The organism is Pseudomonas sp. GM17 (genome assembly GCF_000282175.2).
GTDB lineage: Bacteria > Pseudomonadota > Gammaproteobacteria > Pseudomonadales > Pseudomonadaceae > Aquipseudomonas > Aquipseudomonas chlororaphis.
The window spans coordinates 5078703-5102941 of sequence record NZ_CP124732.1 but is presented as its reverse complement, the minus strand read 5'-3'; the positions used below and the strand labels follow the sequence as shown (position 1 = coordinate 5102941).

Sequence of the window (24239 nt, the reverse complement as noted above, 5' to 3'; positions counted from 1 at the left end):
TTGAATGGCAAGCCGGTTTTTTGCAGTCATGAGCATGCTGCTCGCCGCAACAGCATCGGCCGTGGAACTCCAGGTGGAGGTCCGGGTCGACGTGCAGCGTGGCTGCCAGCTGGTGGGACAGCAGCGCGACGCCGGCGTCGAGCAACTGGGCGTGCTGGATTTCGGCAGCAGCCCGCGTCTCGACAACCCCGCCGGCCCCCTCAGTGCGGCGTTGCTCGACACTCGCCTGCCCAGGCTCGAGTGCAACCCGGACACCCCTTATCAAGTGCGCGTCGATGGCGGGCAACACGGGGGCGTCGGCGAAGTGCGCTACCTGGCCGGCAGTGCCGCACACAGCAAGCCCATTCCCTATCGCCTGTACCAGGACGCGGCCCGGCGCATTCCGCTGCCGGTGAATGTGCCGGTGAGCGGCCGGGTGCCGGACTCGGGTTCGGTGGACCTGCCGTTGTACGGGCGGATCGAGCCGCTGGCCGAGATCCCGCGGGTCAGCCGTTATTCCGATCTGCTGAAAGTGACGGTCACCTGGTAGTGGCGGCGCGGGAGCTGCCCGGTGGATCCGGGCAGCGCAGGGAGACCGCGCACCAAGGGCGGTCAAGGTGAGAGAACCCATGGCTCCAGGAGGGCGGCGATGACGATCAGAAGCTGGGCGCTGGCCGCCCTGGGTTCGTTGCTCCTGCCGGCTGGCGATGCGCAAGCGGCGATCAGCGGGCAGATACACGCGCGGCTGACCATCATCGCCGGCTGTGAAGTGACCAATGGTGCGACCCGCACGCCCGAGAATCCAGTCGACGACTTCGGCCTGCTGGATTTCGGCCAGCATGGCCCGACCTGGAGTGCGCCCCTGAGAGCCAATGTCAGCGGTAGCGGCAGCGGGCGCCTGGAGGTGGCCTGCAACCCTTCGGTGACCGGTTTCACCGTGACCATCGACGGCGGCCGCAATGGCGACGGCAACACCCGGCGCTTGAGCAATGGTCGCCAGACCATTGCCTATCGGCTGTTCCTCGATGCCTCCGGCAGCGACAGTTACAGCATCGGTCAGCAACGCAATTTCGCCGTTACCAGTGGGGCCCAGGTACCGATCCCGGTGTTTGGCTCGGTGGTCGCGAATAGCCATGCGCTGCCGGCGGGGGTCTACACCGACACCCTGACGGTGACGCTGGATTGGTAAACCCAAAGAGGACGAATGTCATGCACATGCTTGTATCCCGGATCGCCTTGTCGCTGCTTGGACTGGCTATGTTTTCCGTGGCCCAGGCCGCGACGGTCACCGGCCAGATCACGTCCAGCCTGATTCTCACCAGCAGTTGCCAGGTCAATGGCGCGGGCGGCAGCAGCGGCCTGAACTTCGGCGCCCTGAACTTCGGCACCACAGACAGCCTGTTCACCCAGGCCATGGCCCAGGTGCTCGGTGGTGGCGGCGGGGCCTTGTCGATCCTCTGTTCCAGCGGCACCAGCCCGGTGGTGACGGTCCGCGCGGGCGCCCATGACGGCCAGTCTGCCGGCGGCACCCGGGCCCTGGCCGATGGCAGCGGCAACTTCGTGCCTTACGACTTGTACACCGACTCCGGGCACACGCAGCTCCTGGCCATCGACGATGCCATCAACCTGGCTACCAGCACCGGTGTGGCGCAGACCGTCAATATCTACGGCAAGGCGCTCGGCAAGGCTGGCCTGCCGGCGGGCACCTACACCGATACCGTCGCCGTCGAACTGACCTTCTGACGCCATGGCCCGTCACGCGTGCGCGGTGCTGGTGCTGCTCGGTGCCAGCAGCCTGCCGTTGCCCCTGGCGGCGGTGACCAGCCAGAGCTTCCAGGTCAGCGCCACGGTGGTCGCCGGGTGCCTGGTGGTGGGTGGCGTGAGCAATTACGGCAACCTGAACTTCGGCAGCCAGTCGGCGTTGTCCACCAGCACGCTGCAGGTCGCGCTGGCGAACAGCGTGCAACTGCAATGCACGCCGGGGGTGACTCTGAACATGAGCGTCGACGGCGGCCAGTACAACAGCAGCGGACGGCACATGCAGCTCGACGGCGGCAGTGCGCGGGTGGCTTATCAGCTGTTTCGCGACGCGGCATTCAGCCAGAGCCTGGGCATCGGCCAGAGCGTGGCGGTGGCCTATAGCGACGCGAACAACATCAGCCTGCCGATCTACGGCCAGGTGCAATTACCGGGTAATCAGCCTGGGGGGACGTACAGCGATGTGCTGCAGGTGCAGCTGTCGTGGTGATGGGGCAAGACCATAAGGAGTAGCGGTATGTATTCGACTTCCCGGCGGTTGCAGGTCGTTGGTTGTGCCGTGCTGGCCATGGCGTTGCTGGGGGCGGTTCAGGCCAGGGCCGCCAGCTCGGTGCTGATCTGGCCGATCGACCCGGTGCTGGAGGCCGACCAGCAGGCCAGCGCGCTGTGGCTGGAAAACCGCGGCACGGAAACCGCGAACCTGCAGATCCGGGTCTTTGCCTGGAGCCAGAGCGGCTTCGAGGACCAGTACCAGAACCAGCGGGAGGTGATCGGCAGCCCGCCGGTGGCGAAGATCGCGCCCGGGCAGAGGCAACTGGTCCGCCTGACCCGGACCCGCGAAGTCCCGCCCGGCCAGGAGCTGGCCTACCGGATCATCATCGATGAAATCCCCTTGGCGCAGCCGCCGATTGCCGAAGGCGAGGGCAAGACGGCGGCGGCCATCCGTTTCCAGATGCGTTATTCGGTGCCGCTGTTCGCCTACGGTGCCGGGCTCTGGAGCAAGGAAGACAGCACTCGCCAGCGTGATCCGAAAAGCGCCGGCGTGCCCCAGCTGAGCTGGCGCAAGGTGGCGGTGGATGGCCGCAATTACGTCGAGGTACGCAACCAGGGCGCGGTGCATGCGCGCCTGACCGACGTGGCGCTCAAGCAGGCGGGGCAGACCCGGCCGCTGGTGGAAGGGCTGCTGGGCTACGTGCTGCCGGGGGCGATCATGCGTTGGCCGGTGCCCGCCGCGCCAACCGCGGACGCGGCGTTGCAGGTGCGGGTCAATGGCGCGCCGCAGGTGCAGAACGTTGCGCCGGCCCGCTGAGGCCATCTACCGCTGCGGGCAGACAAGGTTGCGGGGCTGTCCGGCGATCGGCGATTCAGGCTGACCGGTAGCGGCAGTCACTGCAAGCCATGGAAGAAAGGTGTCCATCGATGGGCGTAACGCTTCAATGAACCTCGGCGCGGCTCGTCGTTTCTGGCGCCCGGGGTGGGCGGTGAGCGGGCTGTGTTGCTGGGTGTTCGCCTCCGGCAGCCTGGGTGGCGAACTGCCGCCGCCGCCCAGCGGCATGGAAGCGATCAGCGATGCCCAGCTGTTTCTGGAACTGGTGGTCAATCAGATGAATACCGGGCGAGTGATCGCCGTCGAGCAACGTGCCGGACGCCTGTTCGTGCCGGCTCAGGCTCTGCGGGAAAGCGGGATGAAATTGCCCGACGGGCTCGACGCCCAGGTCGCCCTCGACAGCCTGCAAGGGCTGCACAGCGACTACGACAGCCAGGGCCAGCGGCTGTTGCTGGAGGTGCCGCCGGACTGGCTGCCGGAGCAATTGATCGGCAGCCGCCAGGCCTATCCACGAACCCCGGCGCTGAGCAGTTTCGGCGCCTTGCTCAATTACGATCTGTACCTCAACGACACCGACGATGCCGGCACCTACCTGGCGGCCTGGAACGAGGTGCGGCTGTTCGACGGCTGGGGCACCCTGTCCAACACCGGCCAGTACCGGCGGACCTTTTCCGGCCTGGGCGAGGGCACGCTGAACAACGGCTACCGGCGCTATGACACCACCTGGCGTTACTCCGACGACGAGCGTTTGCTGACCTACGAGGCCGGCGACCTGGTCAGTGGCGCCTTGCCCTGGAGCAACTCGGTGCGCCTGGGCGGTGTGCAACTGTCGCGCGATTTTGCCGTGCGCCCGGACCTGGTGACCTACCCCTTGCCGCAGTTCGCTGGGGAGGCGGCGGTGCCGTCCTCGGTGGACCTGTTTATCAACGGCTACAAGTCCAGCAGCGCCGACCTGCAGCCGGGGCCCTACACCCTGACCAATATCCCGTTCATCAACGGTGCCGGCGAAGCCGTGGTGGTGACCACCGATGCTCTGGGGCGACAGGTGTCCACCACCGTGCCGTTCTATGTCACCAGCAGCCTGCTGCAAAAAGGCCTGAGCGATTTCTCGGTGGCCGCCGGGACCCTGCGCCGCGACTACACGCTGCGGGATTTCAGCTACGGCCCCGGCGTCACTTCCGGCAGCCTGCGCTACGGCCTGAGCGACAACCTGACCCTGGAAGGCCACGCCGAGGCGGCGCAGTCCCTGACCCTTGGCGGCTTCGGCGGCAACCTGCGCCTGGGCAACTTCGGCGTGCTCAACAGCGCCATCAGCCAGAGCCGCTTCGACGGCCAGGGTGGGCAGCAGGTCAGTCTCGGTTATCAGTACAGCAGCCAGCGCTACAGCCTGTCCTACCAGCGCATGCAGCGCCGCGACGGCTACGCCGACCTGACGGTGGTGGACAGCCCCTACGCCAGCCTCAGCCAGCGCAGTGAGCAACTGACCCTGAGCCTCAACCTCGAGCGCTACGGCAGCCTCGGTGTTGGCTATTTCGATGTGCGCGCCACGGACGATTCGCGCACCCGCCTGCTCAACCTGACCTGGAGCAAGCCGCTGTGGCGCAGCAGCAGTTTCTACCTGTCGGCCAACCGCGAGATCGGCGACAGCAACTGGGCGGTCCAGGCCCAGCTGGTGATTCCGTTCGACCTTCACGGCAGCCTGAGCCTGAGCAGCGAGCGCAGCAAGGACGGGCAGGACCGACAGCGGGTCAACTACAGCCGGGCGGTGCCCAGCGAAGGTGGCGTCGGCTTCAATCTCGGTTATGCCCAAGGCGATGCGCCGGCCTACCGCCAGGCCGACCTGACTTGGCGTTTGCAGTCGGTGCAGTTGCAGGCCGGGGTCTATGGTTCCAGCGAGGCCGAAACGCGCTGGGCCGATGCCAGTGGTTCGCTGGTGTGGATGGACCATCAGGTGTTCGCCGCCAACCGCATCGACGACGCTTTCGTGGTGGTCAGCACCGACGGCTACCGGGATATTCCGGTGCGCTATGAAAACCAGCTGGTAGGACGCACCGATAAGAACGGTCATCTGTTGGTGCCCTGGAGCAGCGCCTATTACCGCGGCAAATACGAGATCGACCCGCTGAACCTGCCGGCCAACGTGCAGAGCCCGCTGGTCGAACAGCGGGTCGCGGTGCGTCGCGGCAGTGGCTACCTGGTGGCGTTCCCCTTGACCCGCATCGTCGCCGCCAGCGTGGTCCTGGTGGACGCCCGGCACCAGGAGCTGCCCCTGGGCAGCCTGGTGACCCACGAGCAGAGCGGCGCCCAGGCGGTGGTGGGCTGGGATGGCCTGGTGTACCTGGAAAACCTGGCGCCGAACAACAGCCTGCGGGTCAGCCTGGCCGACGGCAGCAGTTGCCAGGTGAGCTTTACCCTGGAGCCGGAGCAGGAACAGGTGCCGTTGATCGGGCCTTTGGTGTGTCAGTGAGGATTCATGAACGGAATCGGGAGGCGGTGAACATGGACAGGTTGTGTCGCTATTGGGGCCAGGGGCTGTTGCTGATGGCGCTGCTGTCGCCGGGGGCGGCCCAGGCCCTGTGTTCGGTGGTCAGTACCTCGCCGGCGAGTTTCGGCACCCTCAGCTCGATCCTGGTGCGCACCACCTCGCAGTCCGCTTCCAGCACCAACGCCGGCCTGGCCTGTACCGGCTCGTTGGCGACCCTGATGGCCAGCAACGACCATTTCTACGCCACCATCACCTCCTCGCAGAGCGGGCTGCTGGGCCCCACCGGCGATGTCATCGGCTATACGATCTACGGCGACAACAGCACCAACTACCCCATCAACCGCGGCGTGCAGTTCGACTTCGCGCGCAACTCCATCGTCGATGCCCTGGGGCTGCTGGGCAGCCCGACCGTGGCCAAGGCCATTCCGGTCTACCTGGGTAGCATCACCGGCAGCAACGTCGCCGCCGGCATTTATACCGAGACCCTGAGCATTGCCTGGAGCTGGAACTACTGCGCGGGGATCGGTGTGCTGGGCGCATGCCTGGGGCGCGATATCGGCAGCGGCGTCGCCAGCCTGACGGTCAACCTGACGGTGGCCAACGACTGCGTGATCACCGCGCCCAATATCAGTTTCGGCAGTGCGCCGGTGATCAGCGCCTTCGCCACCGTCAGTGGGCAGACCATCAACCTCGCCTGTACCAAGGGCAGTGCCTACACCGTGGGCCTGGACGATGGCCAGCATGCCGTCAGCGTCGGCGGGCGGCGGCGGATGATCTCGGGGAGCAATTACCTGGCCTACGACATCTTCAAGAGTGCCGGCACCACCCGCTGGGGCAGCGTGGGCGCGGCGCGGCGGGCCAGTTCCGATGCCGAGGTGAACCCGGGCAACGGCCTGGGCACTGGCAGCCAGGTGTTCAACTACAACGCCCGGATCTACACCGACCAGGCCACGCCGCCGGCGGGGACCTATATCGACAATGTGGTGCTGGATGTGGGGTTTTAAGGGAGGAGGGACCCTATTGCGCTAGTCGCAAGTGTTTGTGGCGTGGCGCAGATCCTGCGGCTGCTTCGCTGCCGATCGCAGCCTACGGCAGCGGCTACAGGAGGGGTAACGGCGTTCGGGAGAGGTGTAGCCGCTGCCGAAGGCTGCGATAGGTCCGAAGGACCTTTGGCGGTTTCAAGGCTGGCCCACGGGGTGCGGGCACTGTGGCTCAAAATTTCTGGGTGTCCTGCAGCCGCTGCGCCACCGCCGAACCACTGGGGCTGACCATGGCGTAGTTGTAGCCGCTGTCGGACCAGTAGTCGGCCTGCAGTTCGCCATCGCTGCGGCTGCCCCGGGGCAGCAGGTAGTTTTTCGGTCCCGGCGGACGGATATAGAAACTGATCCTGTGCCCGCCCTGGTCCTCGTACAGCACCATAGCCGCCGGCCCTTGATCGGTGCTCAGCAGCCGCCCGCTGACCGCCTGGAACCCGGATTCGCGCAGGTCCGGCAGGCGCTCGGCCTGGGTGAAGTAACGGTCGAGCCAGGCCTGCATGGCGCCATTGCCCTGGACCTTGAGGTCGGCCGGGAGGACGCCTTGCTGGGCAAACAGGCGGTAGGCCTGCAGGGCGTCGGTCATCGGCAGCGGGGCGCTGGCCAGGGTCATTTCCCGCGCCTGCCAGCCACTCAGGCCGCCGATGCCGAGGGCGATCAACAGCAGCGCGGCATTGGCCAGGTGGCGGCGCGACTGGCGCTTGAGGCGTTGGCGAATCAGCGCCGGGTCGAGGCCGGGGTTGTCCGGTTGTTGCAGGGCGCCGCCGAGGGCCGCGCGCAACTGCTGGGCGTCCTGCTGCCAGGCCTGGACCTGGGCGGCGAGCTGCGGGTGGCTGCTCAGGTAGATTTCCAGCAGGCGCCGGTCGCTCTCGTTGAGCCGATGATCGACGTAGGCGTGCAGGTCGCGTTCGCTGGGGGGCAGGCTGATCATTTGAGTATCCGCAAAGAAGGGCTGCTGATTTCGCCGTCGCTGAGCTGGCGCAGGGCCTGGCGCGCCCGGGACAGGCGAGACATCACAGTGCCGGTGGGCACCTCGAGGATGGTGGCGACTTCCTTGTAGCTCAGGCCTTCCACCGAGACCCAGAGCAGTAGCGCGCGCTGTTCGGCGGGCAGGCGGTCGAAGGCTTCCAGGGTCGATTGCGCGACCACGCTGCGTTCCACCGAAGGCTGGGCGTCGTCACGCCCGGTGAAGAATTCCAGCATGCGTGCATAACGCCGTGAGCGGCGGTGCGCGTCGAGAAACTGCCGGTAGAGGATGGCGAACAGCCAGGCCCGCAGATCGCCCTCGGGGCGTTTTTCGCTCCAGCTCGACAGCGCCCGTTCCAGGCTCGCCTGCACCAGGTCGTCGGCGCTGCTGGGCTGACGGCTCAGGGACAGGGCGAAGCGCCGTAGCCGGGGGATGATTTCACGCAGCTGTTCGTCGATATCGTTCATGGGTTCCTGCGGGTCGTTGGCCAGTCGCTACGCTTGCAACAGCACACTTGCGCCAGACGCCCGGCAACGCAGGTTATTCCCGTGCCGGAAAAATAAATAGCGGGCCAGGGAATAACCGCCGCCGGGGCTCGTCTGACCTGTCCTTTCCACCTGTGGCCTGCGGCCCTGGAGATATTCATGGTAGATCGCCCATCACCCCCTGATCGTCCGCCCTTGAGCGCGGCCAGCCTGAGCCTGCGTCTGGCCGGGATCGCCCTGGTGGTCGCGGCCCTGGCCGGCGCCATGGCTTATGTAAACGGCACTTTCGATCCGCAGCGCCTGACCCCCAAGGCCCTGGTGGATGTGCTGGAGAAAAACAACGGCGTGCATCCGGGCTTTCGTCGCAACCACGCCAAGGGCGTGTGCGTGGCCGGTTATTTCGAGAGCAGCGGCGAGGCCCGCAGTTATTCCAGCGCCCAGGTGTTCAACGAAGCGCGGACCCCGGTGGTCGGGCGTTTCGCCTTGCCGGCCGGCAACCCCTATGCGCTTGACGGCAGCGTGCCGATCCGCAGCCTGGCCTTGCGTTTCACCCAGGCCAACGGCCAGCAGTGGCGTACCGGGATGAACAGCATGCCGGTGTTCCCGGTGGGCACCCCCGAAGCGTTTTACCAGTTGCAGCAGGCCAGCTCGCCCGACCCGGCGACCGGCAAGCCGAACCCGGCCAGCGTGCCGGCGTTTTTCGCCGCCCACCCCGAAGCCATGCCGTTCCTGCAATGGATCAAGGGCGCCAAGCCCTCGGCCAGCTATGCCACCGAGACCTACAACGGCATCAACGCGTTTTACCTGGTGAGCGCCAGCGGGCAACGCCAGGCCGTGCGCTGGGGCGTGGTGCCGCTGACCCAGGACGCACCCGGCGCGATAGCGCCAGAGGGTAACGACTTCCTGGAAAAAGACCTGGTGCAGCGCCTGGCCGCGGGACCGTTGCGCTGGCGCTTGAACATCACCCTGGCCAACCCGGGCGACCCGACCGACGACGCCAGCAAGGCCTGGCCCAGCGAGCGCAAGGTGCTGAACGCCGGAACCCTGGTGCTGGAGCGCAGCCAACCGCAGAACGATGGCGAATGCCGCGACATCAACTACGACCCGCTGGTGCTGCCGAGCGGCATCGCCGCCTCCGACGACCCGCTGCTGGCGGCCCGTTCGGCGGCCTATGCCAGTTCTTATCTGCGCCGCACCAGTGAAGTCGGCCAATTGCCCCGCGCTGCCCAGGAGTCCCGCCCATGAGCGCCCAACCGAACCACTTCGCGCCACTGGCGCGCCTGCTGCACTGGCTGATGGCGCTGATGATCATTGCCATGCTGTTTATCGGCGCCGGCATGGTGGCCTCGGTCTCCGAGCGTCACCAATGGCTGATCCACCTGCACAAGCCGCTGGGCATTGCCATTCTGTTGCTGGTGATCGTGCGTCTGGTCGTGCGCTTTTCCACCCGGCAACCGCCGTTGCCGGCGGACCTGCCGGGCTGGCAGGCGGTGGCGGCCAAGGCCTCCCATGTGCTGCTGTACGCGCTGATGCTGGTCCTGCCGCTGCTGGGCTGGGCGATGATTTCGGCGGCGGGCGACCCGGTGATGCTTGGCAGTTCGCTGCGGTTGCCGGCGATCCTGCCGGCCAATGCCCAGCTGTTCGCCTTGCTGCGCAAGGCTCACGGCGTTCTCGCCTACCTGCTGTTTTTGACGGTGCTGCTGCATCTGGCGGCGGCGCTGTTCCATGGCTGGGTGCGCCGCGACGGGGTGTTGGAGAGCATGCTGCGCGGCAAGGAGTGAGGGTGGGGGCGGTGCGGTCGAGAAGGACCGCACGGGCCCCGTCTCAACCGGCACACACCAGGGCTTTGCGCGGGTTCAGGCTCCACAGCCAGTACAGCAGCGCCACGCCATTGATCGCGGCGCCCAGCAGGCACACCCCGGTCCAGCCCGCCCAGGCGTACATGGCGGTGGCGCCGATCGAGCCGCTGGCGCTGCCGATCGAATAGAACAGCATGTAGCCCGCGGCCAGGCGGCTCTGGGCCTCGGGGCGGGTGCTGTAGATCAGGCTCTGGCTGGTGACATGCACCGCCTGCAAGCCCAGGTCGAAAACGATCACCCCCAGCAACAGGGCCCAGAGCGACGACTGGGTGTAGGCGATCGGCAACCAGGAGGCCAACATCAGGCTCAGCGCCAGGCCGCTGGTCCACTGTCCCAGGCCACGGTCGGCCAGGCGTCCGGCGCGCGAGGCGCCCAGGGCCCCGGCCGCCCCGGCGAGGCCGAACAGGCCGATCTCGGTATGGGACAACGACAGCGGCGGGGCGCTCAGGGGCAGCACCAGCGGGGTCCACAACACGGTGCCAGCGCCGAAGATCAGCATCGCCAGCACCGCCCGATCGCGCAGGATCTTTTCTTCGCGAAACAGGCCGAACAGCGAGCGGATCAGCTGGCCGTAGCTGTGCAGCGCCGCCGGTTGCTCGACCTTGGGCAGTACCCGCCACAACAGCAGCGCCATGATCAGGGTCAGCCCGGCCGACAGCAGGTACACCGAACGCCAGCCGGCCAGGTCGGCCATGGTGCCCGATACCGTGCGCGCCAGCAGGATCCCGAGCACGATGCCGCTGGTCACGCTGCCCACCACCCGGCCACGTTCGCCCGGCGCGGCCAGGTTGGCGGCATAGGCCACCAGCACCTGGGTCACCACCGCGAGCAGCCCGGTCAGGGCCATGCCCAGCAACAGCCAGGTGCTGTCCGCAGCCAGCGCCACCATCAATAGCGCAGCGACCGACAAGCTCGTCTGGCCGACGATCAGCCGCCGCCGGTTCAGCAGGTCGCCCAGCGGCACCAGGAACAGCAGGCCGAGGCCGTAGCCGACCTGGGTCAGGGTAATGACCAGGCCGATGGTCGCCGGCGGCATGCCCAGGCTGTGGGCCATGGCATCGAGCAGGGGTTGGGCGTAATAGACATTGCCCACCGCCAGCCCGCAGGCAATGGCAAAGAGCAACACCACCGACGCCGGAATGGTGGCGGATGGCAGAGGGGCGATGGCGGCGGTCATGCTCAGCTCCATGAGTTATGGTTGCGTTATGAAACCAGTTGTACGGTAGAGAGGCTGGTTTTATATTGCAACCACTTTCCTGTCGCGAGTCTGCATCATGGTCAAACGCACAAGCCTGGAGGGCGCCGAATGCCCGGTGGCCCGTTCGCTGGACGCTATCGGCGACTGGTGGTCGCTGCTGATCATTCGCGATGCCTTCGATGGCATCCGTCGCTTCAGCGAGTTCCAGCGCAACCTGGGGATGGCCAAGAACATCCTCGCCGCCCGCCTGCGCACTCTGGTGGCCCATGGCATCTTCGAGGTGCTACCGGCGTCGGATGGCAGTGCCTATCAGGAGTACGTGCTGACGCAGAAGGGCAACGGCCTGTTCAACCTGATCATCGGTTTGCGACAGTGGGGCGAGGTGTATTTCTATGAGCCGGGGGAGGCGCATTCGCTGATGGTCGACCGCGAGCAGGGGCAGCCGCTGCGACCGCTGGAATTGCGCTCGGCGGACGGGCGCCTGCTCGGGCCCGAGGATTGCCGGCGGGTGCCGGTGCAATAGACGCTGGCCGCGGTTCGAGCCGCGGCCAGTGCAGCAGGATCAGCGCAGGATGCCGACCATGTCGGCCACGGTGCTGAGGACGTCCTTGCCCAGCTGCATCGAGCGTTTGCCCGACCAGCCGGTGAGCGGGTTGGGGTTGTCGTCGTGGTCCTTGAACGGCATTTCCAGGGTCAGCGACAGGCAGTCGAACTTCTCGCCGACGCTGTTGCAGGCCAGGGTCATGTTGGCTTCGCCGGGTTTGTCCCTGGTGTAGCCGTGGGTGGTCTGGAAGTCCCGGGTCTTGTGTTTCAGGTGGCTGCGGAAATGCTCCTCGAGCTTGGCCAGGCGCGGCGTGTAGCCCGGGTTGCCTTCGCAGCCGGCGGTGAACACGTGAGGGATTTCTTCGTCGCCGTGCACGTCGAGGAACAGGTCGACGCCGTACTGCTCCATCTGCTGCTGGACGAACAGCACTTCCGGGCTGAGCTCCTGGCTGGCGCTCTGCCAGGCGCGGTTCAGGTCCTGGCCCATGGCGTTGGTGCGCAAATGGCCGTGGAAAGCGCCGTCGGGGTTCATGTTCGGCACCAGGTACAGGTCGGCGCTGGCCAGCAGCCTGTTCAGCTCGGCATCGTCACGGTGCTGCAGGCGCTCGATCACGCCCTCCATGAACCATTCGGCCATGTGCTCGCCAGGGTGCTGCTGGGCGATGATCCAGACCTTGCGCCGGCCTTCGCCGCCGTTGCCTTTGCGCAGCAGCTGGATGTCACGGCCCTCGACACTTTTGCCGGTGGCCAGCAGTTCGGCGCCGGCCTTGGTCAGTGCCTGATCGATCAGCCAGTCGTGCCGACCGCGGCTGTAGGGTTCGAAGTAGGCGAACCAGGCGTGGGTCTGGGTGGCTTCCAGGCAGAAGCGCAGGGTGTCGCCTTCAAAAATCGTTGGCACGCGGAACCAGTTGACGTGATCGTAGGAGGCCACCGCCTGGTAGCCGCTCCAGGCCTTGTTGTACGAGGATTTGCTGGCATTGCTCAGGCGGAACCAGTGTTCCTGGCCGACATGCAGGCCGCTGGCCTTGAAGTGGAACCACTGGAAATGCGCGCTGCGGGTGTCGGGCTTGATGGCCAGCAGGACTTGCGAGGGGTTGCTGGCATCCAGTACTTCGATATTGCCGCTGTCGAAATTGGCAGAGATTTGAAACGAGCTTTGGGCCACGGTCATGATTCCTGAGCAGGATTTTTATGGCCGTTACTTTAGCAAGGCGGGGGAGTTACAGGGGGCAATTTCGGCGGGAGAGGGGGGCGTCGTCCTTGACGCGAAAGCAGCTTAGAAGCTATGCGATTGATTCTCAAGCGCTGTTTTTGCATTTGCGAGCCGTTGCGGCGGGCGTCGGCTTGCAATGAGGCATTCTTTTGCTATCATCGCCGCCAATTTAGCGGTACCCAGTCTTCATTAGCCTGAAGCCAAGCCAGAAAAACTGGCAGAAAAAAAAGACCCGGCAAAAAGCCGGGTCAAAAACCGTGATTAGCCTGATGAGGAGATAATCCAGGAGTCCGACCTAAGGTCTCTTGGGTTATCGACTGATCTCGCGACCAGCTGCTTGCAATAATAATCATTATCATTTGCAAGTCAAATGTTTTTCCCCGCCTTTTAGAAAATAATTTCCTGCCCCTGTTGCCAGCCCTGTTCATCGGCCGGATCGCCCGTGGGCGAATTCTGCCGTGGCGCTCATTCCGGGCGATGGCTATCCAGCGAGCGATCCACCAGCGCCTTGGCCATGTCGATCATGTGCACCACGGAAAACGCCAGGTCGCGGCGGGTACCCCGCAGGTGGTCGGCGGCCTCGTAGGCACTGGCCGCGGCGCAACGCAGCAGGTCGGAAGCGTGGATCATCGCTTCCTCGCTGCTGATGCTGTGTTTGACCTCGAAGAACTTCTCGTCGATCGACGATTCTGCAATAGCCGGTTTCAAGTAGTAGTCCATGGCCCGGCGAGCGGCCTCGCTGTCCTTGAGGGCGTTGAAGCCGACATCGGTTTCCAGTTCCGGTGCATCTTTGCTGGTTGTGCTCATGAGCGGTTCCATCCTTTGACGTGGAATAAGAGGGTCTGAGGAATGGTAATACTTAATGTATTTGTGATTATGTTTCAAATACTACAACTTGTGTGTTGAGGGCCGAAATACACAACGTATTGTTCCGCTCCATGGACAAATGGATCGAGTTGGTTAAATCCAACATGAAGGACCGCAAGGTCACACAAGAAAAGCTCGCGGAACGCCTGGGCATGTCCCAGGGCGGCATCGGCCACTGGCTGAGCAAACGGCGCCAGCCGAAGATCGAAGACATGAACCGGGTGCTGGAAGAAATCGGCCTGGGTTTTCTCGAAGTCGCGCTGGTGATCCGCGAAAAACCACAGGTGGATGACGAGGGCCAATTGCTGCTGGAAGGGCCGTCGTTGGTGCAGAAGTACAACCCGTACTTCCGCTATCCGGTCAGCGACTGGCGGGGCGTTGGCGAGGTGCGCGAGGCCGGTGGCGTGGGCTACGCCAGCGAGCGTTACGAGCTCTCTGACTACCAGGCCGAAGGCTCGGCTTTCTGGCTGGTCGTGGTGGGCGACGCGATGATTGCCCCCAGTGGCCTGAGCATCGCCCAGGACATGTTGATCCTGGTGGATCCGGCGGTGGAGGCGGTTCCCGGCAAGCTGGTGATCGTGCAGTGCCCGGGCAGCACCGAAGCGATTTTCCGCAAGCTGGTGGAGGAGGGTGGGCAACGTTATCTGGTGCCGCTGAATCCGACTTACCCGAAGGCGCTTTACAGCGATGACTGTCGGATTATTGGTGTCGTGGTGCAGGCTACCGCTAAATTCTGACGTAAAAATACGATCGTTCCCGCAAGGCTGCGGGAACGATCTTCTGCCTCAGGAGCTTATTCCAGCTCCACCAGGGCACTTCCCTCACTGACCATCTCGCCTTCCTGGCAATACAGCGCCTTGACCACCCCGGCTTGCGGTGCGCGGATGCTGTGTTCCATCTTCATCGCTTCCAGGACCACCAGTTGCGCGCCGGCTTCGACACTCTGCCCGGCCTGCACCAGGACCCGCACGATGCTGCCGTTCATGGGCGCGGTCAGGCCGCCATGATGGCTGTGGCTGGCCTCCACCGCGGCAATCGGGTCATAGGCCGTGACCCGGTGCATCTCGCCCTGCCACTGCAGGTACAGGCTGTCGCCCTGGCGAATCGCCCGGTGCTGCTGGCGCAGCCCCTTGTGTTCGATCGACAGCTGCTCGCCATGCAAGGCCATGGCCGCGTTGTGGGGGGCCAGCTTGATCGCCCGGTCCTGGCCCTCGCAGTCGAGGTGCAGCACTGTTTCCCGCGGCAGGCCGATGCGCAGGCCGCTGGCCTTGGCCCAGGGCGAGTGACGGTCGTCGGTGCGCGTCTGGTCCGGCTGGCTCTGGGCGAACGCCTGGGCGGCGGCTTGCCAGAACTCGTCGCTCAAGGCGCTGGCCGGTGGCAGCAACTGGTCCTGATAGCGCGGGATAAAGCCGGTATCCAGCTCGGCGGCGGCGAAGGCCGGATGGGCGATGATGCGCCGCAGGAACGCCAGGTTGGTCTTCAGCCCGCCAATGGCGAACTCGTCGAGCATGCCCAGCAGGCGCAAACGCGCCTGCTCGCGGTTTTCGCCCCAGGCGATCAGCTTGCCGAGCATCGGGTCGTAGAACGGCGACACGCTGTCGCCTTGCTCGACACCGCTGTCCACCCGACGTCCAGGACCCGCCGCCGATTCGCGGTACAGCGCCAGGCGCCCGGTGGCCGGGAGGAAGTCATTGCCCGGGTCCTCGGCGTACAGCCGCACTTCGATCGCGTGCCCGATCAGCGGCACCTGGTCCTGGGTGATCGGCAGCGCTTCGCCCTGGGCCACACGGATTTGCCAGGCCACCAGGTCCAGCCCGGTGATGGCTTCGGTGACCGGGTGCTCCACTTGCAGGCGGGTGTTCATTTCCATGAAGAAGAATTCGCCGCGCGAATCCAGCAGGAACTCCACGGTGCCGGCGCCGACGTAACCGATGGCCTGCGCCGCGCGCACCGCGGCTTCGCCCATGGCCTTGCGCTGCTCGACACTCAGGCCGGGGGCCGGGGCTTCTTCGACGACTTTCTGGTGGCGCCGCTGGATCGAGCAGTCGCGCTCGTTGAGGTACAGGCAGTTGCCGTGCTGGTCGGCGAACACCTGGATCTCCACGTGACGCGGCTTGAGCACGTACTTTTCCACCAGCATCCGCGAATCGCCGAAGGACGACTGCGCCTCACGCTGGGCCGAGGCCAGGGCTTCGGCCAGCTGGCTGACGTCCTCCACCACTTTCATGCCCTTGCCGCCACCGCCGGCGGTGGCCTTGAGCAGCACCGGGTAGCCGATGCGTTCGGCGGCGACGCGGAAGGTTTCCAGGTCCTGGGCTTCGCCGTGGTAACCGGGGACCAGGGGCACGCCAGCGGTTTCCATCAGTGCCTTGGCCGCCGATTTGCTGCCCATGGCGTCGATGGCCGACGCCGGCGGGCCGAGGAAGATCAGGCCAGCGGCTTCGATGGCGCGGGCGAAGCCGGCGTTCTCCGACAGAAAACCGTAGCCCGGGTGAATCGCCTGGGCGCCGCTGGCCTTGGCGGCGGCGATCAGTTTGTCGATCTGCAGGTAGCTGTCGGCGGCCTTGCTGCCGCCCAGGTCGATGCGCAGGTCGGCTTCGCGGCTGTGGCGGGCGTCACGGTCGGTGGCGCTGTGCACGGCCACGGTGGTCAGGCCCAGGGCCTTGGCGGTGCGCATCACGCGGCAGGCGATCTCGCCGCGGTTGGCCACCAGCAGAGTGGTCAGGACAGGGGCGCTCATTAACGCGACTCCTTGGTGATCTGGTCGGGCTGCCAGCTGGGCGAGCGCTTTTGCAGAAAGGCGCGCAGGCCTTCCTGGCCTTCGGGGCTGACGCGGATGCGGGCAATGGCGTTTTCGCAGTAGCGGCGCAGGGCCGGGGTCAGGGCGCCGTTGCCGACTTCGCGCAGCAGGTCCTTGCTGGCGCGCATGGCGCACGGGCTGTTGAGCAGCAGGTTGTCGATCCACGACGCCACTTGCTGTTCCAGCTCGGTCGCCGGGTAGCTTTCCGCCAGCAGGCCGATTTCCCGGGCCCGCTGACCGCTGAAGCGCTCGGCGGTCAGGGCATAGCGGCGCGCCGCGCGTTCGCCGATGGCTTGCACCACGAACGGGCTGATCACCGCCGGGGCCAGGCCGATGCGTACTTCCGACAGGCAGAACTGCGCGTCGTCGGCACCGATGGCCATGTCGCAGCAACTGATCAGGCCCAGGGCCCCGCCAAAGGCCGCGCCTTGTACCACGGCCAGGGTCGGGATCTTCAGCTTGGCCAGGTTGTACATCAGCTCGGCCAGCTCGCGGGCGTCGTCGAGGTTGGTGTGGTAGTCGAGTTCGGCCGACTGCTGCATCCAGGCCAGGTCGGCGCCGGCGCTGAAGTGCTTGCCGCGGCCGCGCACCAGCAAAAAGCGCAGGGCCGGATCGCTTTGCACCTGATCCAGGGCGAGGATCAGCTCGCGGATCATTTCGGCGTTGAAGGCGTTGTTCTTTTCCTCACGGCTGAGCCACAGGGTGGCAAAACCACGCGGGTCCTTCAGCAGTTCCAGGGTGTTGAAGTCGTTCATGTCGGTTTCGCTCCGGGTCACATGCGGAACACGCCGAAGCGGCTCTGTTCGATAGGGGCGTTGAGGGACGCGGACAAGGCCAGCGCCAGGACGTCGCGAGTCTGCGCCGGGTCGATGACGCCGTCGTCCCACAGCCGGGCGCTGGAGTAATACGGATGGCCCTGGTGTTCGTACTGGTCGAGGATCGGCTGCTTGATCTCGGCTTCCTGGGCGGCGCTGAACGTCTGTCCGCTGCGTTCGGCCTGTTCGCGCTTGACCTGCACCAGCACCCCGGCGGCTTGTTCGGCGCCCATCACGCCGATCCTCGCGTTGGGCCACATCCACAGGAAACGTGGGTCGTAGGCGCGGCCGCACATGCCGTAGTTACCGGCGCCGAAGCTGCCGCCGATGATCACCGTGAACTTCGGCACCTTGGCGCAGGCCACCGCGGTCACCAGCTTGGCGCCGTGCTTGGCGATGCCGCCGGCTTCGTATTTCTGCCCGACCATGAAGCCGGTGATGTTCTGCAGGAACAGCAGCGGGATGCCGCGCTGGCAGGCCAGTTCGATGAAGTGCGCGCCTTTCTGCGCGGCCTCGGCGAAGAGGATGCCGTTGTTGGCGAGGATGGCGATCGGGTAACCGTGCAGGTGGGCGAAGCCGCACACCAGGGTGGTGCCGAACAGCGCCTTGAACTCATCGAAGACCGAAGCGTCCACCAGCCGCGCGATGACTTCGCGCACATCGAAAGGTTGTTTGGCGTCCGCCGGGATCACTCCGTACAGCTCGTCGCTGGCATACAGCGGGGCGATCGGCGCGCGTTGCTGCAACTCGCCCTGTTTGCGCCAGTTGAGGTTGGCGATGCTGCGCCGGGCCAGGGCCAGGGCGTGTTCGTCGCTGTCGGCGTAGTGGTCGGCGACACCGGAGATCTTGCAGTGCACATCGGCGCCGCCGAGGTCTTCGGCGCTGACCACTTCACCGGTGGCGGCTTTCACCAGCGGCGGGCCGGCGAGGAAGATGGTGGCCTGCTCGCGGACCATGATCGCTTCGTCGGCCATGGCTGGCACGTAGGCGCCACCGGCGGTGCAGGAGCCCATGACCACGGCGATCTGCGGGATGCCCTGGGCGCTCATATTGGCCTGGTTGAAGAAGATCCGCCCGAAGTGCTCGCGGTCGGGGAACACCTCGTCCTGGCGCGGCAGGTTGGCGCCGCCCGAATCCACCAGATAGATGCAGGGCAGGCGGTTCTGCTGGGCGATGGTCTGGGCGCGCAGGTGTTTTTTCACGGTCAGCGGGTAATAGGAGCCGCCTTTCACCGTGGCGTCGTTGGCCACGATCATGCATTCGACGCCTTCGACCCGGCCGATGCCGGCAATCACCCCGGCGGCCGGCACGTCTTCGCCATACACCTGATACGCCGCCAGCTGGCTGACTTCGAGGAAGGGCGAGCCCGGGTCGAGCAGGCGGTTGATGCGCTCGCGCGGCAGCAGTTTGCCACGCGAGGTGTGCCGTTCCTGGGCCTTGGCGCCACCGCCTTGCTGGACCTGGGCGAGCAGGGTGTGCAGGGCGTCGACCTGTTTGAGCATCGCTTCGCTGTTGGCGACGAACTCCGCCGAACGGGGGTTGAGCTGGGTATGCAGGATAGCCATGGACAGCTCCGTTAGCGGGTTTCGTTGAACAGTTCGCGACCGATCAGCATGCGGCGGATTTCGCTGGTGCCGGCGCCGATTTCATACAGCTTGGCGTCGCGCAGCAGGCGGCCGGCGGGGAACTCGTTGATGTAGCCGTTGCCGCCGAGGATCTGGATCGCGTCCAGGGCCATCTGGGTGGCGCGTTCGGCGCTGTAGAGGATCACCCCGGCGGCGTCCTTGCGCGTGGTCTCGCCGCGCTCGCAGGCCTGGGCCACGGCATACAGGTAGGCGCGGCTGGCGTTGAGCTGGGTGTACATGTCGGCGACCTTGCCCTGGATCAGCTGGAACTCGCCGATGCTCTGGCCGAACTGCTTGCGGTCATGGATGTAGGGCACCACCAGGTCCATGCAGGCCTGCATGATCCCGGTCGGGCCGCCGGAGAGCACCACGCGCTCGTAGTCCAGGCCGCTCATCAGCACCTTAACGCCGCCATTGAGCACGCCGAGGATGTTCTCTTCCGGCACTTCCACATCGTCGAAGAACAGCTCGCAGGTGTTGGAGCCGCGCATGCCCAGCTTGTCGAACTTGTTGCTGCGGCTGAAGCCTTTCCAGTCGCGCTCGACGATGAACGCGGTGATGCCGTGCGGGCCCTTTTCCAGGTCGGTCTTGGCGTAGATCACATAGGTGTTGGCGTCGGGGCCGTTGGTGATCCAGGTCTTGCTGCCGTTGAGCACGTAGCGATCGCCACGCTTGTCGGCGCGCAGCTTCATCGAGACCACGTCGGAGCCGGCGTTGGGTTCGCTCATGGCCAGGGCGCCGATGTGTTCGCCGCTGATCAGCTTGGGCAGGTAGTGGCTTTTCTGTTGGTGGTTGCCGTTGCGGTTGATCTGGTTGACGCAGAGGTTGGAGTGGGCGCCGTAGGAGAGGGCGACCGAGGCCGAGCCGCGGCTGATTTCTTCCATGGCCACCACGTGGGCCAGGTAGCCCAGGCCGGCGCCGCCGTATTCTTCCGGCACGGTGATGCCCAGCAGGCCCATGTCGCCGAACTTGCGCCACATGTCGGCGGGGAACAGGTTGTCGATGTCGATCTGTGCCGCCCGTGGCGCCAGCTCGGCCTTGACGAAGGCCTGCACCTGGTCGCGGAGCATGTCGATGGTTTCGCCGAGGGCAAAGTTCAGGGTCGGATAGCTCATGGGGGCACCTTCAAACTTGTTTTTATGTAAGGGAGTCGGGCTGTGGAGAGCGGCTGATTCGGCTCTCACCTTTACGTTAACGTAAGCCTGCGACGGGTGGCTGTCAATCACCCTTTACGTAAACGTCAACTTGCGCGAATCTGTAGGAGCCGAGCTTGCTGGCGATGAAGGATAACGCGGTCGTATAGCGACACCGCGGCACTCCAATCGCGGGCAAGCCTCGCTCCTACAATAAAGACAATAGGGGGTCATCATGGATCAACCCGCATCCGCGCCGGGGCGCAGCTACACTCGCGGCACGCAGGACAAGGCCTTGCTGGCGCTGACCATCGGTCAGGCGTTCGATCGCACGGTGGCGTCATACCCTCGGGGCGAAGCCCTGGTGGTGCGTCATCAGCAGCTGCGCTACAGCTGGCAGCAACTGGCCGAAACCGTCGATCTGCATGCCCGGGCGCTGCTGGCCCTGGGGCTCAAGACCGGCGACCGGCTGGGCATCTGGGCCCCCAACTGTGCCCAGTGGTGCATTAGCCAGTTCGCCAGTGCCAAGATCGGCGCGATCCTGGTGAACATCAATCCGGCCTATCGCAGCTCCGAACTGGAATACGTGCTCAAGCAGTCCGGCTGCCAGTGGCTGGTGTGCGCCGGCGCGTTCAAGACCTCCGACTACCACGCCATGCTCCAGGGCCTGGCGCCCGAACTGGCGCAGCAGTCCATCGGCCAGCTGCAAAGCGAGCGCCTGCCGGATTTGCGCGGCGTGATCAGCCTCGATGCCCAGCCGCCGTCGGGCTTTCTGCCCTGGTCGCAGCTGGCCGACCTGGGGGCCGGCGTCAGCGTCGAAGCGCTGCGCGAACGCCAGGACAGCCTGGACCCCGACCAGGCGGTGAATATCCAGTACACCTCCGGCACCACCGGTTTCCCCAAGGGCGCGACCCTCAGCCACTACAACATCCTCAACAACGGTTACATGGTCGGCGAGAGCCTGGGCCTGGGCCACGAGGACCGCCTGGTGATCCCGGTGCCGCTGTACCACTGCTTCGGCATGGTCATGGGCAACCTGGGCTGCGTGACCCACGGCACGACCATGATCTACCCCAACGATGCCTTCGATCCGCTGCAGACCCTGGGCGCCGTGGCCGAGGAAAAGGCCACCGGGCTGTACGGTGTGCCGACCATGTTCATCGCCATGCTCGACCAGCCACGGCGGGCCGAGTTCGACCTGTCGAGCCTGCGCACCGGGATCATGGCCGGGGCCACCTGTCCGATCGAGGTGATGCGGCGGGTGATCAGCGAGATGCACATGAGCGAAGTGCAGATCGCCTACGGCATGACCGAAACCAGCCCGGTGTCGTTGCAGACCGGCCCGGCGGACGACCTTGAGCTGCGCGTGACCACGGTCGGCCGCACCCAGCCGCAGCTGGAAAGCAAGATCATCGACGAGGCGGGCAATATCGTGCCGCGCGGCACCATCGGCGAGCTGTGCACCCGCGGTTACAGCGTGATGCTGGGCTACTGGAACAACCCCCAGGGCACGGCCGAAGCCATCGACCAGGCCGGCTGGATGCACACCGGCGACCTGGCGACCATGAACGAGCAGGGTTACGTGTGCATCGCCGGGCGTAACAAGGACATGATCATCCGCGGCGGCGAGAACATTTATCCGCGCGAGCTGGAGGAGTTTTTCTTCACCCACCCGGCGGTGGCCGACGTGCAGGTGATCGGCATCCCGTGCTCGAAATATGGCGAAGAGATCGTCGCCTGGATCAAGTTCCACCCCGGCCATAGCGCCAGCGAGGAGGAACTGCAGGCCTGGTGCAAGGCGCGTATTGCTCACTTCAAGACGCCGCGGTACTTCAAGTTCGTCGAGGAATTCCCGATGACCGTGACCGGCAAGATCCAGAAGTTCAGGATGCGCGAGATCAGCATCGAGGAGTTGCGCGGGCGTTCCTGATCCTGTTCCAGCAGGCTCCCGCACGTGAATACCTGCGGGAGCGGCCCGCGAGCCGTTTTGGAGGCCGCAGCCGAGCCAGGAGAGGGGAGGGAAACAGGAAGGCCGGAAAGCACAAAGGGGAGCCGAAGCTCCCCTTTAATTTTTGTCGTTGCGTGCTCTTTTTTTATTATTGAGGGGCGGTCTGTTGTTGTTTTTGGCAACCGTTACCCTTTACCGCTGTTTTTGGCGATCCCCATCCGGGATCAAGAGCAAACGTATTTTTTTGAGCGCTGATCTATTTTCTCGCTTGAGCGACCAACCAGTTCGGGAGCTACCTTGGGGTAGTTTTATTGTTCTCTGCCCGGTTGCGGGTGGCTCTTATTGTTAAAGACACCCTGGAAAACACATCCTCTCCAAAAAAATCTGTTAGCTGCGTCTCTGCCGTGTTGTTTTTGTTATGTCAGAGTCGTTTCGTCTTATTTTTATTAGCTTTGCTGCTTTTTATTCTTGTTATGCCAGAGATATAGCAGAAGCCATGCCAACTTTTTAAAATCCTTTAAAATCAATGGTTTGATAAAATTGGTCTTTCATCTGTACCGCTAGAAAATCGACAAACTGTTTCCGTGTTACCCGTTTCGAGCGTGCGCCAGGGCGGCCGGTAACACCCTGAAACAGGCGTGCCCCTCAACCTGGGTAACGGGCCTTGGCGACGCGCGAGCCGGTGGGCCGCCCCAGCACCGAGCAGATCTGCTGGCCGGCGAGGATCAGGCGCTCCATGTCGATACCGGTTTCGATGCCCATCCCGTTGAGCAGGTACAGCACGTCCTCGCTGGCGACGTTGCCGCTGGCGCCCTTGGCATAGGGGCAGCCGCCGAGCCCGGCGATGGAGCTGTCGAACACCGCGATGCCTTCCAGCAGGCTGGCGTAGATATTGGCCAGGGCCTGGCCATAAGTGTCGTGGAAGTGCCCGGCGAGCTTGTCCCGCGGAACATGGGCGGCCACCACCTCGAACATGCGGCGGGTAGCGCCGGCGGTACCGGTGCCGATGGTGTCGCCCAGGGACACTTCGTAGCAGCCCATGCTGTACAGCTCGCGGGCGACCACGGCGACCTGTTCCGGCGCTACCTCGCCTTCGTAAGGGCAGCCCAGCACACAGGACACGTAACCGCGCACGGTAACGCCGTGCTGTTTCGCTGCTTCCATGATCGGCACGAAGCGTTCCAGGCTCTCGCTGATGGAGCAGTTGATGTTGCGCTGGGAGAAGGCCTCGGAGGCGGCGGCGAACACCGCGACTTCCTTGACCCCGGCGGCCAGGGCGTCTTCGAAACCGCGCAGGTTCGGGGCGAGGGCGCCGTAGGTCACCCCCGGCTTGCGCTGGATCTGCGCGAATACCTCGGCGGATCCGGCCATCTGCGGCACCCATTTGGGCGAGACGAAACTGCCGACTTCTATATAGCCGAGCCCGGCCGCGCTCAGGGCATCCACCAGTTGCACCTTGTGGGCGACGCTGATGGGCTGGGCTTCGTTCTGCAAACCGTCGCGAGGACCGACTTCGACCAGGCGGACATGGGTGGGGAGGGACATGAGAGCTTTACCTATATTAAGTGGGCACTAATGTAGCCGCTGCCGCAGGCTGCGCTCGGCGACGAAGTCGACGCAAAACCAGGCGCTACGGTCTGTCTGGCAGATTGTCTGTGTTGCTGGCGCGGCCGCTTTGCGAGCGATCGCCGCCTGGGGTGGTTACTGCACGGCGCTTTTCTGATTCTGGATGGTCTGCTCCAGCGCCTGGGTGCAGCGCTCTTCCGCGGTGTCCAGCTCCAGCTTCATCTGTTCGATGTCCAGCAACTGTTGCTCCAGCTGCTCACGGCGCTCGGCGATTTTCGCCAGCATGCTGTGCAGCTGTTTCAGGTTGCCGCTGCTGGGGTCGTAGAGTTCGATCAGCTCGCGGCATTCGGCCAGGGAGAAGCCGATGCGCTTGCCGCGCAGGATCAGTTTCAGGCTGACCTTGTCCCGTGGCGAGTAGATGCGTTCCTGGCCACGGCGTTCGGGGGCGAGCAGGCCTTGTTCTTCATAAAAACGGATGGCCCGGGTGGTGATGTCGAGCTCGCGGGCGAGGTCGGAAATGCTGTAGGTCTGGCTGCTCATGGGGGCACTCGAAAAAGGTCTTGGCGTTAAGCTAATTCGAGGTTGACGTATACGTCAAGCAGGATGCCGCCCTATCCGTAGGAGCGAGGCTTGCCCG

23 protein-coding genes are annotated in these 24239 nt (G+C 65.0%); 12 read left to right on the top strand and 11 right to left on the bottom strand.

Annotated elements, in window-relative coordinates; all coding sequences use genetic code 11:
• Nucleotides 1-4 precede the first annotated feature (4 nt).
• From PMI20_RS22675 to PMI20_RS22645, 7 genes are all read left to right on the top strand, one after another.
• Nucleotides 5-529: a Csu type fimbrial protein gene (locus tag PMI20_RS22675; RefSeq protein WP_007923574.1), complete on the top strand. Its 525-nt coding sequence runs from the start codon at nt 5-7 to the stop codon at nt 527-529.
• Nucleotides 530-628: 99 nt separating this feature from the next.
• Entirely contained in the window at nt 629-1168 is a 540-nt protein-coding gene (locus PMI20_RS22670; RefSeq protein ID WP_007923587.1) for a Csu type fimbrial protein, read from the top strand.
• Between the two features lie 20 nt (nt 1169-1188).
• Nucleotides 1189-1722 (top strand): Csu type fimbrial protein, encoded by a 534-nt coding sequence (locus PMI20_RS22665; RefSeq protein ID WP_007923588.1) that lies wholly within the window; start codon nt 1189-1191, stop codon nt 1720-1722.
• Nucleotides 1723-1726: 4 nt separating this feature from the next.
• The gene (locus PMI20_RS22660; RefSeq protein ID WP_007923589.1) at nt 1727-2227 is read left to right on the top strand and encodes a Csu type fimbrial protein; all 501 of its coding nucleotides are present in this window, start codon (nt 1727-1729) and stop codon (nt 2225-2227) included.
• A 27-nt stretch (nt 2228-2254) separates the two neighbouring features.
• Nucleotides 2255-3046, top strand: a complete 792-nt coding sequence (locus PMI20_RS22655) for a fimbrial biogenesis chaperone (RefSeq protein ID WP_007923590.1) — start codon at nt 2255-2257, stop codon at nt 3044-3046.
• 127 nt (nt 3047-3173) lie between these two features.
• Entirely contained in the window at nt 3174-5531 is a 2358-nt protein-coding gene (locus PMI20_RS22650) for a fimbria/pilus outer membrane usher protein (protein WP_007923591.1), read from the top strand.
• A 32-nt stretch (nt 5532-5563) separates the two neighbouring features.
• Nucleotides 5564-6553 (top strand): Csu type fimbrial protein, encoded by a 990-nt coding sequence (locus PMI20_RS22645; protein WP_007923592.1) that lies wholly within the window; start codon nt 5564-5566, stop codon nt 6551-6553.
• A 208-nt stretch (nt 6554-6761) separates the two neighbouring features.
• Here PMI20_RS22645 and PMI20_RS22640 read toward each other — a convergent pair whose 3' ends face one another.
• Both PMI20_RS22640 and PMI20_RS22635 read right to left on the bottom strand, forming a co-directional pair.
• Nucleotides 6762-7514: an anti-sigma factor family protein gene (locus tag PMI20_RS22640; protein WP_007929689.1), complete on the bottom strand. Its 753-nt coding sequence runs from the start codon at nt 7512-7514 to the stop codon at nt 6762-6764.
• Nucleotides 7511-8017 (bottom strand): RNA polymerase sigma factor, encoded by a 507-nt coding sequence (locus PMI20_RS22635; protein ID WP_007929687.1) that lies wholly within the window; start codon nt 8015-8017, stop codon nt 7511-7513. Before PMI20_RS22635 ends, PMI20_RS22640 begins: the two co-directional genes overlap by 4 nt.
• A 177-nt stretch (nt 8018-8194) precedes the next feature.
• Here PMI20_RS22635 and PMI20_RS22630 point away from each other — a divergent pair, with 177 nt between their 5' ends.
• Together PMI20_RS22630 and PMI20_RS22625 are read left to right on the top strand one after the other, a co-directional pair.
• Entirely contained in the window at nt 8195-9280 is a 1086-nt protein-coding gene (locus PMI20_RS22630) for a catalase family peroxidase (RefSeq protein ID WP_007929681.1), read from the top strand.
• A complete protein-coding gene (locus PMI20_RS22625; RefSeq protein WP_007929673.1) occupies nt 9277-9816 on the top strand; it encodes a cytochrome b in 540 nt (179 codons plus the stop codon). Before PMI20_RS22630 ends, PMI20_RS22625 begins: the two co-directional genes overlap by 4 nt.
• A gap of 43 nt (nt 9817-9859) precedes the next feature.
• On the opposite strand, the gene PMI20_RS22620 is transcribed toward PMI20_RS22625, so the two are convergent.
• Entirely contained in the window at nt 9860-11071 is a 1212-nt protein-coding gene (locus PMI20_RS22620; RefSeq protein WP_007929672.1) for an MFS transporter, read from the bottom strand.
• A 97-nt stretch (nt 11072-11168) separates the two neighbouring features.
• Here PMI20_RS22620 and PMI20_RS22615 point away from each other — a divergent pair, with 97 nt between their 5' ends.
• Entirely contained in the window at nt 11169-11615 is a 447-nt protein-coding gene (locus PMI20_RS22615; protein WP_007929670.1) for a winged helix-turn-helix transcriptional regulator, read from the top strand.
• A 39-nt stretch (nt 11616-11654) separates the two neighbouring features.
• Here PMI20_RS22615 and PMI20_RS22610 read toward each other — a convergent pair whose 3' ends face one another.
• Both PMI20_RS22610 and PMI20_RS22605 read right to left on the bottom strand, forming a co-directional pair.
• Nucleotides 11655-12806, bottom strand: a complete 1152-nt coding sequence (locus PMI20_RS22610; RefSeq protein WP_037035520.1) for a M14 family metallopeptidase — start codon at nt 12804-12806, stop codon at nt 11655-11657.
• Nucleotides 12807-13313: 507 nt separating this feature from the next.
• Entirely contained in the window at nt 13314-13655 is a 342-nt protein-coding gene (locus PMI20_RS22605; protein WP_007929666.1) for a DUF6124 family protein, read from the bottom strand.
• Nucleotides 13656-13786: 131 nt separating this feature from the next.
• Between PMI20_RS22605 and PMI20_RS22600 the strand changes: the two genes are divergently transcribed.
• The gene (locus PMI20_RS22600; protein ID WP_007929663.1) at nt 13787-14452 is read left to right on the top strand and encodes a LexA family protein; all 666 of its coding nucleotides are present in this window, start codon (nt 13787-13789) and stop codon (nt 14450-14452) included.
• A 56-nt stretch (nt 14453-14508) separates the two neighbouring features.
• On the opposite strand, the gene PMI20_RS22595 is transcribed toward PMI20_RS22600, so the two are convergent.
• The 4 genes from PMI20_RS22595 to PMI20_RS22580 are packed head-to-tail and all read right to left on the bottom strand — an operon-like array spanning nt 14509 to nt 20070.
• A complete protein-coding gene (locus PMI20_RS22595; protein ID WP_007929661.1) occupies nt 14509-16455 on the bottom strand; it encodes an acetyl/propionyl/methylcrotonyl-CoA carboxylase subunit alpha in 1947 nt (648 codons plus the stop codon).
• Nucleotides 16455-17270 carry a gamma-carboxygeranoyl-CoA hydratase gene (locus PMI20_RS22590; protein ID WP_007929659.1) on the bottom strand — a complete coding sequence of 272 codons (816 nt, stop codon included), beginning with the start codon at nt 17268-17270 and terminating at the stop codon, nt 16455-16457. The genes PMI20_RS22595 and PMI20_RS22590 overlap by 1 nt, the downstream gene beginning before the upstream one ends.
• A gap of 17 nt (nt 17271-17287) precedes the next feature.
• Nucleotides 17288-18895 (bottom strand): carboxyl transferase domain-containing protein, encoded by a 1608-nt coding sequence (locus PMI20_RS22585; protein WP_007929658.1) that lies wholly within the window; start codon nt 18893-18895, stop codon nt 17288-17290.
• An 11-nt stretch (nt 18896-18906) separates the two neighbouring features.
• Complete coding sequence (locus tag PMI20_RS22580) at nt 18907-20070, bottom strand: isovaleryl-CoA dehydrogenase (RefSeq protein ID WP_007929657.1); 1164 nt, start codon at nt 20068-20070, stop codon at nt 18907-18909.
• Between the two features lie 253 nt (nt 20071-20323).
• On the opposite strand from PMI20_RS22580, the gene PMI20_RS22575 reads away from it, so the two are divergent.
• Complete coding sequence (locus PMI20_RS22575; RefSeq protein WP_007929656.1) at nt 20324-22018, top strand: AMP-binding protein; 1695 nt, start codon at nt 20324-20326, stop codon at nt 22016-22018.
• A gap of 663 nt (nt 22019-22681) precedes the next feature.
• Here PMI20_RS22575 and PMI20_RS22570 read toward each other — a convergent pair.
• Both PMI20_RS22570 and PMI20_RS22565 read right to left on the bottom strand, forming a co-directional pair.
• A complete protein-coding gene (locus PMI20_RS22570; protein ID WP_007929655.1) occupies nt 22682-23581 on the bottom strand; it encodes a hydroxymethylglutaryl-CoA lyase in 900 nt (299 codons plus the stop codon).
• A gap of 156 nt (nt 23582-23737) precedes the next feature.
• Nucleotides 23738-24142, bottom strand: coding sequence for a MerR family transcriptional regulator (locus tag PMI20_RS22565; protein ID WP_007929654.1), 405 nt, complete (start codon nt 24140-24142; stop codon nt 23738-23740).
• Between the last annotated feature and the right edge of the window lie 97 nt (nt 24143-24239).

What these genes read in the sequence shown, in the direction of transcription:
- PMI20_RS22650 (WP_007923591.1), top strand. Translation starts at nt 3,174, where the DNA reads ATGAACCTCGGCGCGGCTCGTCGTTTCTGGCGCCCGGGGTGGGCGGTG.
- PMI20_RS22580 (WP_007929657.1), bottom strand. Translation starts at nt 20,070, where the DNA reads ATGAGCTATCCGACCCTGAACTTTGCCCTCGGCGAAACCATCGACATG.
- PMI20_RS22655 (WP_007923590.1), top strand. Translation starts at nt 2,255, where the DNA reads ATGTATTCGACTTCCCGGCGGTTGCAGGTCGTTGGTTGTGCCGTGCTG.
- PMI20_RS22570 (WP_007929655.1), bottom strand. Translation starts at nt 23,581, where the DNA reads ATGTCCCTCCCCACCCATGTCCGCCTGGTCGAAGTCGGTCCTCGCGAC.
- PMI20_RS22565 (WP_007929654.1), bottom strand. Translation starts at nt 24,142, where the DNA reads ATGAGCAGCCAGACCTACAGCATTTCCGACCTCGCCCGCGAGCTCGAC.
- PMI20_RS22585 (WP_007929658.1), bottom strand. Translation starts at nt 18,895, where the DNA reads ATGGCTATCCTGCATACCCAGCTCAACCCCCGTTCGGCGGAGTTCGTC.
- PMI20_RS22620 (WP_007929672.1), bottom strand. Translation starts at nt 11,071, where the DNA reads ATGACCGCCGCCATCGCCCCTCTGCCATCCGCCACCATTCCGGCGTCG.
- PMI20_RS22645 (WP_007923592.1), top strand. Translation starts at nt 5,564, where the DNA reads ATGGACAGGTTGTGTCGCTATTGGGGCCAGGGGCTGTTGCTGATGGCG.
- PMI20_RS22600 (WP_007929663.1), top strand. Translation starts at nt 13,787, where the DNA reads ATGGACAAATGGATCGAGTTGGTTAAATCCAACATGAAGGACCGCAAG.
- PMI20_RS22575 (WP_007929656.1), top strand. Translation starts at nt 20,324, where the DNA reads ATGGATCAACCCGCATCCGCGCCGGGGCGCAGCTACACTCGCGGCACG.
- PMI20_RS22605 (WP_007929666.1), bottom strand. Translation starts at nt 13,655, where the DNA reads ATGAGCACAACCAGCAAAGATGCACCGGAACTGGAAACCGATGTCGGC.
- PMI20_RS22610 (WP_037035520.1), bottom strand. Translation starts at nt 12,806, where the DNA reads ATGACCGTGGCCCAAAGCTCGTTTCAAATCTCTGCCAATTTCGACAGC.
- PMI20_RS22675 (WP_007923574.1), top strand. Translation starts at nt 5, where the DNA reads ATGGCAAGCCGGTTTTTTGCAGTCATGAGCATGCTGCTCGCCGCAACA.
- PMI20_RS22595 (WP_007929661.1), bottom strand. Translation starts at nt 16,455, where the DNA reads ATGAGCGCCCCTGTCCTGACCACTCTGCTGGTGGCCAACCGCGGCGAG.
- PMI20_RS22660 (WP_007923589.1), top strand. Translation starts at nt 1,727, where the DNA reads ATGGCCCGTCACGCGTGCGCGGTGCTGGTGCTGCTCGGTGCCAGCAGC.
- PMI20_RS22625 (WP_007929673.1), top strand. Translation starts at nt 9,277, where the DNA reads ATGAGCGCCCAACCGAACCACTTCGCGCCACTGGCGCGCCTGCTGCAC.
- PMI20_RS22635 (WP_007929687.1), bottom strand. Translation starts at nt 8,017, where the DNA reads ATGAACGATATCGACGAACAGCTGCGTGAAATCATCCCCCGGCTACGG.
- PMI20_RS22665 (WP_007923588.1), top strand. Translation starts at nt 1,189, where the DNA reads ATGCACATGCTTGTATCCCGGATCGCCTTGTCGCTGCTTGGACTGGCT.
- PMI20_RS22640 (WP_007929689.1), bottom strand. Translation starts at nt 7,514, where the DNA reads ATGATCAGCCTGCCCCCCAGCGAACGCGACCTGCACGCCTACGTCGAT.
- PMI20_RS22670 (WP_007923587.1), top strand. Translation starts at nt 629, where the DNA reads ATGACGATCAGAAGCTGGGCGCTGGCCGCCCTGGGTTCGTTGCTCCTG.
- PMI20_RS22615 (WP_007929670.1), top strand. Translation starts at nt 11,169, where the DNA reads ATGGTCAAACGCACAAGCCTGGAGGGCGCCGAATGCCCGGTGGCCCGT.
- PMI20_RS22590 (WP_007929659.1), bottom strand. Translation starts at nt 17,270, where the DNA reads ATGAACGACTTCAACACCCTGGAACTGCTGAAGGACCCGCGTGGTTTT.
- PMI20_RS22630 (WP_007929681.1), top strand. Translation starts at nt 8,195, where the DNA reads ATGGTAGATCGCCCATCACCCCCTGATCGTCCGCCCTTGAGCGCGGCC.